Raw genomic sequence first — 12963 nt, forward strand, 5'->3', positions numbered from 1 at the left:
GGGCGCAGAGGGCGCAGAGAAGGAGAGGAAAGAGAGAAAGAAGGAGTTCGCGAATCATTGAAGTTTGTCTTTCTTCTTTCTTTCTTCCCAATGACTAAAACCTTAGAAGAAACCTAATGCTTTCGGGCTGTAGCTGACTAACAAATTCTTGGTTTGCTGGTAGTGATCTAACATCATTTTGTGATTTTCGCGACCGATACCAGATGATTTGTAGCCGCCGAATGCTGCGTGGGCTGGATATAAGTGATAGCAGTTTGTCCACACGCGGCCTGCTTGAACGGCGCGGCCCATGCGGTAGGCGGTGTTGATGTCGCGAGTCCAAACTCCGGCACCTAAACCGTAGAGGGTATCGTTGGCAATTTCTAATGCTTCGGCTTCGTCTTTGAAGGTGGTGACTGCTAATACGGGGCCGAAGATTTCTTCTTGGAAAATTCGCATTTTGTTGTTTCCTTTGAAGACTGTTGGCTGGAAATAATACCCATCTTGCAAGTCGCCGGGTAAGATGTTTCTTTCGCCACCAATCAGGCATTCTGCGCCTTCGGCGTGACCGATTTTGACGTATTCGGCGATTTTTTCCATCTGGTTGATGGAGACTTGCGCGCCGAGGGCGGTTGTCGGATCTAAGGGGTTGTCTTGTTTGATTTGGCGGATGCGATCGATCGCCCTTTCCATGAATCGATCGTAGATTGACTCCTGAATTAAGGCGCGGGAGGGACAGGTGCACACTTCGCCTTGATTAAACGCAAACATGACTAATCCTTCGACTGCTTTGTCTAGGAATTCATCGTCTTGGGCGCAGATATCTTCAAAGAAAATGTTGGGGGATTTGCCGCCTAATTCTAGGGTGACGGGGATGACGTTTTGGGAGGCGTATTGCATGATTAGCCTGCCTGTGGTGGTTTCGCCGGTGAAGGCTACTTTGGCAATCCGGGGACTGGTGGCGAGGGTTTTGCCGATTTCGGCGCCGGGCCCGTTAATGACGTTGATTACGCCGTCTGGTACTAAGTCGGCGATGATTTCCATCAGTACCAAGATTGAGGCGGGGGTGGGGCCTGCTGGTTTGAGCACGACGCAGTTGCCGGCGGCGAGGGCTGGGGCGAGTTTCCAGGCGGCCATTAATATCGGGAAGTTCCAGGGGATGATTTGTCCGATGACGCCTAGGGGTTCGTGGAAGTGGTAGGCGACGGTGGTTCCGTCGAGTTCGCCGATCGACCCTTCTTGAGCTCGGATGCAGCTTGCGAAGTAGCGGAAATGGTCGATCGCCAGCGGTATGTCTGCGAGGCGGGTTTCGCGAATTGGTTTACCGTTGTCCCAGGTTTCGGCGATGGCGAGGCGATCGAGGTTTTCTTCGATGCGATCGGCTATTTTGTGCAAAACCCGCGCCCTGTCTGCTGGGGAAGTCTTACCCCACTTGTCTTTCGCAGCGTGGGCGGCATCTAGTGCCAATTCTACATCCTCGGCGCTCGATCGGGGGATTTGACAAATTGATTTTCCTGTAATTGGAGACAGGTTTTCCGAGTATTTCCCTTTCATCGGTGGCACCCACTTGCCGCCGATAAAGTTGTCGTAGCGAGTTTGAAAAATCGACTGACTGCCGGATTGAACAGGTGCTGCTACTACCATTTTATTACCTGATTAAAATTTGTTTTCGCGGAGGCTTGAAATCTCTTGAGCATCAACTATCGTCTATTTTCCGCAACTTCGGTCAGTTCATATACAAAATTTTACATTTGTTAAATATTTGGCAGTCACTGTATGGGCGGGTTCACCCACAATCTGAGGCTAAAACAAACCATCTCAAAAACCCGCCCCCACCCAACGGTAAATACTATTATTAATTAACTGTTCCAGTATCGTTTATTTTCGCTCTCTTCGGTCAGTTTATATACGAGGTTTTACATTTTTAAATTATTTTTCAGTCACTGTAGGCGCGGGTTCACTAACAATCTCTGGCTAAAACCAACAATCTCAAAAACCCGCCATACCAACGGTTAATACTATTAATTAACTGTTCAATTATCATCTATTTTCGATCAGTTTGGTCAGTTTATATACAAAAATTTACATTTTTAAATTATTTTGCAGTCACTGTAGGGGCGGGTTCACCAACAATCTCATGCTAAAACCAACAATCTCAAAAACCCGCCCCCACCCAACGGTAAACACTATTAATTAACTGTGACGCAGATATCCTTGGTGCTGCTCTACAATTATCCGATAGCTGAGAGGAATCTTTGACGAGATGGTTAGTTCTGCCAACCAGGGAGCAGAAAGTGGATCGGGAAGATATTTGCTAATTCCCATATCGCTATCAGCAACCTCAAGATAAAATCCCTGAAAATCGACCACATCATTGCCAACCCAAATCACCGGCTTAAATTGGATTTATTGCAACTATTACAACTCTTGAGCAGACTCTTATAAAACATCGCGTGATTAAGGCTATTCATAAAAGTTTGATTTATCAGAGATGTCGCACCATTCTCAATAAGCTTTTTATGAACAGGCAAGATGCCTGTTCCACAAGAAAATTTACTCTTTGTGGAACAGGCATCTTGCCTGTTCTTGAGAAGGGTGCTGTGAGATTTATCCAAGCTGCCTACCGCTCAATCTGTGGCAAATTTCCGAATTGTTTCATCACCTTGATGCCTAGCCGTCCGTCACAAATAATCACGTTTTTTAAATTTGCACCCCGAAAGTCAAACCTTTGGAGCCTTTTATTGCTAAAATGGAAACAAAATAGTAAATAAGTGCATTCATCATCATTATCAAGGTGACGAGCTTGCATAATATTTATTACCACCATAAGCACTCAGGGTTAAAACACTCAATGTCTGCTCAAGGGTTTTATCGTCGTTCACTTCCCGATTCTGCTATTGCATTTTCTTCCGTAGAGGGAAAGCAAATATTTCGAGAAGCGTTGGCATTGGGAGGTATGGAAGGATATTTTGCTCTAGCGGAACAGTTTCATACTCAAGCAGAACCCGCTTTTTGTGGATTGGGTAGTTTAGTTGTTGTTCTTAATGCCTTATCCATCGATCCGGGTCGCATTTGGAAAGGGGTGTGGAGATGGTATGGAGAGGAATTTTTAGACTGTTGCTTACCTCTTTCAGTCATTAAAGAAAACGGTATCACCTTTGATGAGTTTGTCTGTATCGCACGTTGCAACGGTGCTGTGGTAAAGCCTAACCGTTACCACCAACGCAGCTTGGAAAACTTTCGGCAAGCAGTTGAGAAAGTGACTACGGCGTCAGGTGATATTCATCTAGTTGTTTCCTACAGCCGAAAGGTATTGGGACAAACGGGTGATGGTCACTTCTCACCTATTGGTGGTTATCATCCAAAGCGGGATCTAGTTCTTCTGCTGGATGTTGCCCGTTTCAAATATCCACCTCACTGGGTTTCTCTGCCTTTGTTATGGCAAGCATTTGAACCTGTCGATCCCGTCACTAATCAATGTCGAGGTTATATTTCCTTGCAGAAGAGTGAAAGATTGCCCGAAACCTTTTTTCATGTTGCTTTTGATTTACATCAGTGGCGTAGTGTTGCTACTTACTTTGCAGAAATACTCCCAGACATTCTGAGAAAAGAGCAACCTGATTCAATTGCTTCAGTTGTCAGTACCATTCTGCACCATTTGCCTGTTGAATTCACAACTATGCTGCATACCTCGTCAGAGACGGCAGAGACACTTGAGAAATTACGGGCAGCTATTGAGTTAAATTCACTGTTTGATATTGTTCACCAATGCTTGTCAAGCGATGACGGGGATGCAATGTCTGTTGTAGGGAAGTGGCCGCAACAGCCATTCGTAGCAGAGATAATAACAGCAATATTACTGTCGTGCCCCGAAACGCTCTATGCAACTCTCAAACCCGAGTTACGACTGTGGTTTAGTGAGGTTCGCCACCTTGAGAAACTACTCCCTCCCTTGGATGTAGAGATATCTAGATTGAGAGAACAAATGTCAGCACTCCAGGAGTTTTACATTTTATATTCAAAGGCACATCAGTGTAATATCCCTAGTGCGGGCTTGGGAAACTGGGAATGAAAACTGGCTGCGCTGCGCCCTCCAAGACAAAATTCACCAGCCTTACCGCCAATCTCTGATTCAGGGATATGAAGCAGTGCAACAAGCTGCCCTGAATGCAGGGGCCTATGGAATGGTAATTAGCGGTGCCGGGCCAACACTTTTAGCTTTAATGGATGTTACTAATGCTGATGCGGTTGAGAAAGCGATGGCTGCTGCTTGGATGGAATTTGGGGTAAAGGCTGATGTAAGGGCGATCGGCCTCGACACCCAAGGCGCACAAATCTCGACTTAATTAAGTAGAACTTACGCATGGCGACCCAGAAACCGGGTTTTGACGAAAATACTGGTTACAGCCCGCAGATTCGGTGAAAAACCCGGTTTCTTTTGTGGGGTGCGTGACTCCTAATATTGATTGATTTAGAGGCGATCGCTTTTACAGCCAAAATTGTTTATCCCCATCCAATGCACCCGGAGAAATCCCTTGTAAACGACGATAAGCGATGCGATCAGAGCCATATAGCGGTACAGGTAAGCGCGGCTCTTTAAGGGCTCCATGATGTAGTAAGGTAAGTTTAAGAGTTGCTTCTACTACACTATCAAGTGATACTTGCTGTCCTTCATCAGGAATAACCCTCAAACGCAGGGGATAAGGTAAACCCATTTTCTCAGATTTCACTTCAGTTGTCACTAAAATCACTTCATGGGAAGACAAGCAAAGTGATAACCCTTTTTTTGGTGCTTTCAAAACTGACTGCTCAAAGTTGTAAAGTCGGGGAATTCCTGACTTTATGCACTCCACTAGAATAAAATTGGAACCAATGGCTTTCGATCGTTCCCGTAAATGCTTGATTTCACTACCGCAAAAGTGACCATCACGGTAAATTAGTACAGTTTTGCGACTGAGTTCAGCAGCAGGGAGAAACCTTTCTAGAGTTCTTTTATCGATTTCTTCACCTTCTATAAGAGCATCTTCTAGCCGATAGCGAATAAACTCTCCTTGTTTACTGTAGAGACGGACACTTGCACAGACATTTAGGCTTCCAGTTCCCTTCTTTTTGGGAGTTCGGGAAATATCGAAGCCGATAAAATAATCCGCAACCTCCAGAGGTTCAGCTAGAATAAAAGGCAAGTTTCCCAATTTGGCCAAAATTCCCGGAATGACTTGATTGAGGATATTTCCGTGATTGCTAGTATCTTTCAGCGTGTCCTCGTAAATGACTTGGCTAGCAATTCCACGGCGAAGTAAGCGCGAAGATATATAAGCATAAAAGCTGCCATCCTCGCTATTGTCAGCGTGGCGATCGCTCTGGGGTAGAAATGTCAAAACCAGATCCGGGGGAATTGGCAATAACTCATCTATCGCTTGTTCCACTCGGGCTTTAGCCTCATCTGGACTCAAGCCATCTGTCAAAACTACCTTTACTCTATCTTCATCAATCTTTTTGCTCTCTCGCTCTATCAAAGGGATGCTTTCAAATTTGTATAGTTTGAGCCGCTGAGAGATTTGTTCAAGGAAGAAAGAATTGACTTTAAAGTTACCAATTTTTAAAACTGAAATGCGAATTTCTCTCGATGGATCTTCTTCATATTCCTTATGCTTTCGATAAACACCACCTCTAGACAGTCCCTTTAAGACTTCACCTCTTTTGCCAATAACATTTTGACCGGACTTGTCTTTTCCGAAAAGTAGTTTTGTTTCATCAAGCTTAAATGGCAGCGATCGAAATATTTTGGGCTGCTGACGGCTATTGATACTATCTCCTAACTGAAAACCATAAATAGCTAGATGTTCTCCAGCCTTTTGTTTGTAGGAGGTTAAACAGTTCTTTCGTTCTAGGTAGGGAATTTTAGTATGCTTGAGTAAATCCCCATATTCCACCTCGATTTTGTGAGCTGTATCCTTTGTTATACAAGGATAAAGAGCTGCCATGGCATAGTGAAATTCTTTTGTCTCCTTGCCAAACTGAACAGCTACTACTGGTTGCTCGTCAGGTGCTGCTCTGAGTTTTTCTTTGCTAATTGAACCAGTTGCTTTCTCAATCAATTCTTCTCTACGTTCGCCAATGTTTCCTGCCAGATTAACAATCGTAGCAGAACTATTAGTTTCAATTACTCGCACTTTCATTCCGATCAAAAGCTCTTGAGGCTTGTGTCGGTAAGGATGATTTTCATAGAAATCAGAGAGAGTACCATTAAAAGTAAAGTAACTGTGAGGCGTTAAAACCATTGCTGGGTATAGAATTCCTTGCAGTTCAAAAGTTTCTGCCCAAAAGTCAACTTCACGCTTGACTGCAACACGATTATCAGACCAAACAGTGTCAGCAGGTGAGAATGTCCGCCTGATTTGTAATACCCTTACAGCTAGTTGAGCAAAGATACAAGCTGTTGGCTCTGGTTGATTTACCCATTGAATTGAGTAAGAGCGATCGCCAATATCTTTTTTCAACTCTTCTATAATTTCATTCAGGGCTGTTCGCCATTCACCTTGGTTCGGCATTAGTTGATCGGGTTTAGTTAAAACCCAGAAACATTTATCTTCCCAAATGACGATCGCATCAGGAAATTTCTGACTGAAACGCCAGCTAAATCGATTGCCAATCTTGCGATCGACTTCGGGAGCTAGCCGAAAGCAGATTAAATTTGGTTGAGAAATACTCAGTTGAAAAATTTCACTCAGATATGTAGGAGATGGGGCTGATGGCCGAGAAATTTGAACGGGAGCAGTAGTCATGCAGCAACCTCTGATACAGAAGAAAATTGACAAATTGAATTAAAGGAACAGTAGCCACAGCTAAAACCTGGATTCGCTGGAAAAATAATACTGAAATCAGCAGGATTATCTCTGTAAAGCTTTAACTGTTTCTGATGCTTTTGAGCAATTAGTGCTAACTCGATCTGAAAAGCTTTGAGTGTACCAGCAGTTGCGCTAATTGGGTCAGACTGCTTGCCAGTCTCCAAATTGTAGAATGAGGCAATAGCTGGTTGGTTCGGATAGAGATAACTGGCTGCTAGCAGGTAAATGTATGCCTGTCGTCTGTCAAAATCAGATTTACCTGTTTTGAAGTCCAAAATGTGCAGCCTGCCATCAGGCTCAACAAAAATGCAGTCAATTGCTGCATAGAAGTTAAACAGATAATTCCCCTGCTTGATGATAATTGCTTGGGGAAATCCCTCATCACCTCGACTCAATTGAATGATGTTCTTGCCAAAAAGAATAGGATGCTGTTGGTAATTTTGTAAGATGAGCTTTACTCGCTCCTCAACCACGGCTGACTGTTGATTTAATTTCAGCATTTCTGCTACTTGCTGTGCACCATCTTTTCGGGATAACAGTTCAGGGGCTTGATGAAATTCATAAACTCCTCTTTGTGCCAGCAGTCCAATTGTCTGAGGTTGGCTGTCAGTCGCTAACAGTGCTGCTATTTGAGGTTCTCGCTGGAGTGCTTTGGCAAAACCGCGCTTCATATCGCAGTGTAAGTGTTCTTTTCCCACTGGTGGAGCAAACTGCAACCAGAGATTATAACTGGCAAATGCCCAAATTTTTTTCACAGGCTGAGCCCTCTATAATAGAGGGCAGTTATTGGTTCATTTCGTGAGAATTGCGTGAATTGCCTCTTTGGCTTTAGCTGACTTGGAAATTCCAGTCTGGTTAGCTAGTTCCAAAGTACGCAAGCCTTCTAGCATTTGTTCGACAGCCTTCCTGAGGTTTGGATTCCGGCTCGTCTTTTGCACTTCTTCCAGCAGCAGTGGCAGGGGTCGGCCGATTGAGAAGCACAGTTGATCCGGATTCGATTGCTGTTTTTTCATACTTTGCCTCCTGTATAAAGCTTTGTAACTCAACAACTAGAGGGATGCCAGTCTTAGTTGATATATAATTTCAACATACTGGCTAGATACCTCTAATGTTGAAATTATATGCAACATGAAAAATTATGTCAAGGGGTCGAGAGATAAAAAAGTGTGTTGACATAGCTATTCAACATCAGCTACGATCGACCTATAAGTTATGGTGGATTAACCACTTTGGGTAATAGCTCGACAATAAAAGCATTGAAACCCTTATGAGGTAAAGGTTGTAGCTTTCACTCCCTTTGAATGCTCGCAACGTTAAAATTAGTGGGCTTAGGGAATCTCGTCAGTAAATCGGATGTGGCTATGGATAAACAAGAAGGTCAAAGTTTTGGTGCGGTTATTTGGCAAGCCCGCAGGAAAAAGCGATTGAGTCAGAGAGAACTGGCTGTAAAGGTAGGAGTGGACTACACCTACCTTTCAAAACTGGAAAATGACCACCTTGAGCCAAGTGAGAAGGTCATCCGCTCGTTAGCAAAGCATCTAGAGTTGAACGCAGAGGAATTGATCTACCTAGGCGGTCGCATGACCGAACATGACACTGAAGCTCTTGAGGAAATGGTCAGGGCGAATTACAAGGAAATGCCTGCTTTATTCCGTCGAGTGCGGGAAAATCCTGGCATTGACTCATTCGTAGAAGCACGGGAGGATCAACTCGCAAAACTACAAAAAGAAAATGCTACCCTCCAATCCAAAATTTCAGAGCTAGAGAAACAACTACGGATCTATCGTTTTTTTTCCAAAGCGGAAATAGAACGCAGTGCTAATGAAATTCTGCAGCGCATGCAAGCAAAAAATTTTATTCTTAAATCGCCCTTTGATGTCACTCGTGTAGCTGATTTTCTAGAAGTTAGTATTTGTTATGCTATAATTCCTCCTGATGAAGAAGGACCAATTGTCGCTAAAATTTTACGTCAAGAACGCACCATTATTCTTAATAAAGATATTTGCGAATTTCACAATAAACTTTCCTCTTCAACAATTGCTCACGAAATAGGACACTGGGTACTACATCAAGTTAACCAAGATGAAGTTGAAACTTTATCTGAACAGCATAAAAATAATTCTAATTTTGAAAAAAAAGGAGATATATTCTTGTGTCGCCTTGCTAGCGAACAACTCGATCGGTACAGTTTGAATAAGCAGGAGAATTGGGTGGAATGGCAAGCTCAATATTTTGCTACTTGTTTGTTAATGCCTCGATATATTCTGGAAGAGAAGCGAATGGGACGTAATTTAACAAACTGGTCACACTTCTACGCAATGGCTGATGAGCTTGGCGTAACACTATCAAATTTGACAAATCGCCTGCAAGATTTAGGCTGGGTTTACATACCAAAAGGTTCCCGACAGATTTACCCAGGTAAAGGCTAGCTCAAATGATATTTCCATAGGTTTGATAACAATTGTAAAAAGTGAGGATAAGAAAAAATGAGTTTATTTAAGCCATATCGCTTCTTAAAAAAAGAAGAAATAGAAGGTAAGGCAAATGAGGTTTTAATGCAGATGGAAAAAGAAGGTTTTCTGACTAAGTGGCCTTTTGAAGCGTCTCTGGTGGCTGATGCTCTGGAAATCCGTATAGTTTGGGACAAAATACCATCAGATAATGATGGAATAATAGCAGCTAAAATAGAACCTATCAAACGTCGAATTACCATTAATGAACTGTTCGCAGAGTTAGAAAAAAATGAAGGGCTGCAACGATCGACAATAGCTCACGAAATAGGACACTGGATACTTCATGTCAACCAAGATGAAGCTGATGGTGTTGTAAAGCAGCTCGAACTACCTCTAATGTGCAAAGCTACTGAACAGCTATTTTTGTGTCGCAGTGTCGGTCTTCAGAGTGATAAAATTCCTTCTCCAACTCAATCAAATTGGAAGATTGAATGGCAAGCTCAATATTTTGCTAGCTGTTTGTTGATGCCTCAATATATGTTGGAAAAGACGCGAAGGGGACGTAATTTGACAAACTGGTCTCACCTCTATGCAATGGCTGACGAACTTGGCGTAACAATATCAAATTTAACAAATCGCCTGCAAGATTTGGGCTTGATTAACATTTCCAAGGGCTCCAAGCAGATATATTTAGGTAATTCAAGACCTAATGGGCAGCAAAAGTTGTTTTAGAAAAGCACGATCGCTCGTCTGATACAATCTTGACCGATCGCACTCATAACGAATCTAGAATCCTCAAGCCCCGCCCTAGGTGGGCTAAGTCAATCGTAAATCAAAAATTTAGTTATTTTGGATACAATTCCCGACTCAACAGTCGATCGAACTCCTCAATTTTCGATGGGGATCTAAAATTCACCTAAAGTTCGACGCCCGATCGCAAAACCCTTCCTAAGATAGAACTTGGGGGACGATCGACCTAAAAGCCGATTCAGGGGCAAACGCCTTGCACCTGAAAATCCCCAACTAGCAAGCCGCAAGACAGGGAGGACATCAAAATCATGGTAAACGCGCCGACAGGGGAAACCCGCCTGGGCCCGATCGATCAGGTGCAAGCCTTAGACCGCGATTGCACAACTCTATCCCGTCACGTACTCCAGCAACTCCACAGCTTTTCAGCAGATGCTCAGGATCTCAGTGCCCTGATGAATCGCATCGGGCTGGCGGCTAAGCTGATCGCGAGGCGGCTCAGCAGAGCCGGGTTAATGGAAGATGCTTTAGGGTTTACAGGGGCTACGAACGTGCAGGGAGAATCCGTCAAAAAGATGGATATCTATGCCAATGAAGTGTTTATCTCGGTATTCCAGCAAAGCGGACTTGTCTGCCGCTTGGCTTCCGAGGAAATGGAAAAACCATACTACATTCCCGAAAACTGTCCGATCGGGCGTTACAGTCTTCTCTACGACCCCATAGACGGTTCTTCCAATCTTGACATCAATCTCAATGTAGGCTCCATATTCAGCATCCGCAAGCAAGAGGGGGACGATGAAGATAGTTCTGCTTCCGACTTGCTGCAACATGGACACAAACAAATAGCGGCTGGTTACGTGCTCTACGGCCCTAGTACCATGCTGGTTTATTCGATCGGTCAGGGTGTTCATTCCTTTACTCTCGACCCCAGTTTGGGCGAGTTTATTCTAGCTAACGAAAACATTAAGGTTCCCGATCACGGCCCGATTTACAGCGTTAATGAAGGCAACTTCTGGCAGTGGGAGGAATCTTTGAGAGAGTACATTCGCTACGTACACCGCAGCGAAGGCTACAGCGCCCGGTACGGCGGGGCTTTGGTGGGAGATTTCCACCGGATTTTATTCCAGGGAGGCGTGTTTTTGTACCCCGGAACGGTCAAACAACCGGAGGGAAAATTGCGTTTGCTCTACGAATCGGCTCCTTTGGCGTTTTTGATGGAGCAAGCCGGCGGGCGCGCCAGTACGGGCATTCAAGACATCTTAGACGTTGTGCCGACCAAACTGCACGAGCGATCGCCCTTGATAATCGGCAGTAAAGAAAATGTAGCGATGGTCGAGTCTTTTATTCAAGATCGATCGCGCAATCCTAGAACAGTCCAAGAGTAAAGTCATTAGTCATTAGTCATTAGTTATTAGTCATTAGTTATTAGTCATTAGTTATTGGTGATTAGAACTAATAAATCACAACTAACAACTAACAACTAAGCAATGCCCAATGCTTTTAGACCCGATCCTAAAGTCCCAATTAACAGCTATCAAATTGTAGGAGTTACAGTAATGACAGCAACACCAACGAATCACCTGTTAGAAATCAAAGAAATTGGCCAAAGTATCTGGATGGACAATTTGACTCGCGATCTAATCGAGTCCGGCGAACTAAAACAGATGATTGAAAGTCGGGGACTGCGCGGGATTACATCTAATCCGGCGATTTTCGAGAAAGCGATCGCGGGTAATGTGATTTACGATGCGGATATCGAAGCAGGCATCCGGGCGGGTAAATCTGTAATGGAGATTTACGAATCTCTGGTATTTGAAGATATCCGCAACGCTTGCGACATCTTCGCCCCAGTTTACGCAGAGTCGAAGGGTTTGGACGGCTACATTAGCATTGAAGTGCCACCGACGATCGCCAACGACACAGAAAGCACGATTAGCGAAGCCCTGCGCTATTACAAAGCCCTTGGCAAAGAAAACGTGATGATTAAGATTCCGGGAACCGCTGAAGGTTTGCCCGCAGTCGAACGAGTCATCAGCGAAGGCATTAACGTTAACGTGACTTTACTGTTCTCGGTTGACAGCTACGTCGAAACCTTCTGGGCTTACATTCGCGGATTGGAAGCGCGGGTGGCTAAAGGTTTGGATGTGAGCAATATTGCTTCTGTTGCCAGTTTCTTCTTGAGCCGGATCGACATCAATATCGATGGCAAGATTGACGAGAAACTCAAAAATGTCACCGATATTTCCACCAAAGCTAAACTGGAAGCGGTGAAGGGGAAAATTGCGATCGCCAATGCGAAGGTAGCTTACCAGAAGTATAAAGAGATCGTCGCGAGCGATCGCTGGCAAGCTTTAGCTGCCAAGGGAGCGAAAGTGCAGCGCTTGCTGTGGGCTTCCACCAGCACCAAAAACCCCAACTACAGCGATGTCATGTACGTCGATGAACTAATCGGCCCCGACACCGTGAACACTTTGCCACCGAACACCGTTGAAGCTTGTTTCGACCACTGCGATGTCGCACCCCGGATTGAGAACAACGTTGCAGAAGCTTACACGCTGATCGAAAGTCTCAAAGATCCCGACATCGACATCAACTTGGACAAAGTGATGGCAGACTTGCTCTTGGACGGGATTGATAAATTCGTCACCCCGTTCCAATCCCTGATGGATTCCTTGCAAGAGAAAGTGCAGAAGTTGTCACCCGTCGCTTAGGCAGATATCTGTATCCTTGAAGGCAGAAGCATTTAGGAGTCGGAATAGATAATTGTTTTGGCTCTCAAGTGCTGAGTTTTCCATCCCGAACCGGGAAAATTTGAGACCCATGGGTCTCAAAAATCCGACAAAGGAAAATCAACTATGATTTTGGCTCTCAAGTGCTGAGTTTTCCATCCCGAACCGGGAAAATTTGAGACCCATGGGTCTCAAAAATCCGACAAA

Annotated in this window: 11 protein-coding genes; 6 read left to right on the forward strand and 5 right to left on the reverse strand. The window is 44.3% G+C overall.

All coding sequences use genetic code 11. The annotated features are described in order from the left end of the window. Nucleotides 1–102: 102 nt before the first annotated feature. Nucleotides 103–1623, reverse strand: coding sequence for an acetaldehyde dehydrogenase ExaC (gene exaC / locus QUB20_RS03490; protein ID WP_333245836.1), 1521 nt, complete (start codon nt 1621–1623; stop codon nt 103–105). Between the two features lie 549 nt (nt 1624–2172). Next, a complete protein-coding gene (locus QUB20_RS03495; RefSeq protein WP_333291166.1) occupies nt 2173–2370 on the reverse strand; it encodes a hypothetical protein in 198 nt (65 codons plus the stop codon). A gap of 460 nt (nt 2371–2830) precedes the next feature. Here QUB20_RS03495 and QUB20_RS03500 point away from each other — a divergent pair, with 460 nt between their 5' ends. Both QUB20_RS03500 and QUB20_RS03505 read left to right on the forward strand, forming a co-directional pair. Further along, nucleotides 2831–4051 carry a phytochelatin synthase family protein gene (locus tag QUB20_RS03500; protein ID WP_333245831.1) on the forward strand — a complete coding sequence of 407 codons (1221 nt, stop codon included), beginning with the start codon at nt 2831–2833 and terminating at the stop codon, nt 4049–4051. Further along, nucleotides 4026–4325 (forward strand): hypothetical protein, encoded by a 300-nt coding sequence (locus tag QUB20_RS03505; protein ID WP_333245828.1) that lies wholly within the window; start codon nt 4026–4028, stop codon nt 4323–4325. Before QUB20_RS03500 ends, QUB20_RS03505 begins: the two co-directional genes overlap by 26 nt. A 141-nt stretch (nt 4326–4466) precedes the next feature. Here QUB20_RS03505 and QUB20_RS03510 read toward each other — a convergent pair whose 3' ends face one another. The 3 genes from QUB20_RS03510 to QUB20_RS03520 are packed head-to-tail and all read right to left on the reverse strand — an operon-like array spanning nt 4467 to nt 7840. Further along, nucleotides 4467–6764: a Piwi domain-containing protein gene (locus QUB20_RS03510; RefSeq protein ID WP_333055733.1), complete on the reverse strand. Its 2298-nt coding sequence runs from the start codon at nt 6762–6764 to the stop codon at nt 4467–4469. Further along, a complete protein-coding gene (locus tag QUB20_RS03515) occupies nt 6761–7582 on the reverse strand; it encodes a PD-(D/E)XK nuclease family protein (protein ID WP_333055734.1) in 822 nt (273 codons plus the stop codon). Before QUB20_RS03515 ends, QUB20_RS03510 begins: the two co-directional genes overlap by 4 nt. A 36-nt stretch (nt 7583–7618) precedes the next feature. Further along, nucleotides 7619–7840, reverse strand: a complete 222-nt coding sequence (locus QUB20_RS03520; protein WP_333245825.1) for a hypothetical protein — start codon at nt 7838–7840, stop codon at nt 7619–7621. 348 nt (nt 7841–8188) lie between these two features. On the opposite strand from QUB20_RS03520, the gene QUB20_RS03525 reads away from it, so the two are divergent. From QUB20_RS03525 to tal, 4 genes are all read left to right on the forward strand, one after another. Continuing rightward, a complete protein-coding gene (locus QUB20_RS03525) occupies nt 8189–9256 on the forward strand; it encodes a helix-turn-helix domain-containing protein (RefSeq protein ID WP_333055736.1) in 1068 nt (355 codons plus the stop codon). 57 nt (nt 9257–9313) lie between these two features. Further along, a complete protein-coding gene (locus QUB20_RS03530) occupies nt 9314–10012 on the forward strand; it encodes an ImmA/IrrE family metallo-endopeptidase (RefSeq protein WP_333055737.1) in 699 nt (232 codons plus the stop codon). 326 nt (nt 10013–10338) lie between these two features. Next, on the forward strand, nt 10339–11412 hold the full coding sequence (gene fbp / locus QUB20_RS03535) for a class 1 fructose-bisphosphatase (RefSeq protein WP_333245820.1): 1074 nt from the start codon (nt 10339–10341) through the stop codon (nt 11410–11412). 171 nt (nt 11413–11583) lie between these two features. Beyond that, a complete protein-coding gene (tal, locus tag QUB20_RS03540) occupies nt 11584–12738 on the forward strand; it encodes a transaldolase (protein ID WP_333245817.1) in 1155 nt (384 codons plus the stop codon). The last annotated feature ends 225 nt before the right edge of the window (nt 12739–12963 follow it).

The sequence above is a fragment of the Microcoleus sp. B4-C2 genome, assembly GCF_036705265.1.
Lineage (GTDB): Bacteria > Cyanobacteriota > Cyanobacteriia > Cyanobacteriales > Microcoleaceae > Microcoleus.

Bases quoted from the DNA above. Each gene is read 5' to 3' on its own strand.
- QUB20_RS03500 (WP_333245831.1), top strand. From the start codon at position 2,831: ATGTCTGCTCAAGGGTTTTATCGTCGTTCACTTCCCGATTCTGCTATT.
- tal (WP_333245817.1), top strand. From the start codon at position 11,584: ATGACAGCAACACCAACGAATCACCTGTTAGAAATCAAAGAAATTGGC.
- QUB20_RS03520 (WP_333245825.1), bottom strand. From the start codon at position 7,840: ATGAAAAAACAGCAATCGAATCCGGATCAACTGTGCTTCTCAATCGGC.
- QUB20_RS03525 (WP_333055736.1), top strand. From the start codon at position 8,189: ATGGATAAACAAGAAGGTCAAAGTTTTGGTGCGGTTATTTGGCAAGCC.
- QUB20_RS03530 (WP_333055737.1), top strand. From the start codon at position 9,314: ATGAGTTTATTTAAGCCATATCGCTTCTTAAAAAAAGAAGAAATAGAA.
- exaC (WP_333245836.1), bottom strand. From the start codon at position 1,623: ATGGTAGTAGCAGCACCTGTTCAATCCGGCAGTCAGTCGATTTTTCAA.
- fbp (WP_333245820.1), top strand. From the start codon at position 10,339: ATGGTAAACGCGCCGACAGGGGAAACCCGCCTGGGCCCGATCGATCAG.
- QUB20_RS03510 (WP_333055733.1), bottom strand. From the start codon at position 6,764: ATGACTACTGCTCCCGTTCAAATTTCTCGGCCATCAGCCCCATCTCCT.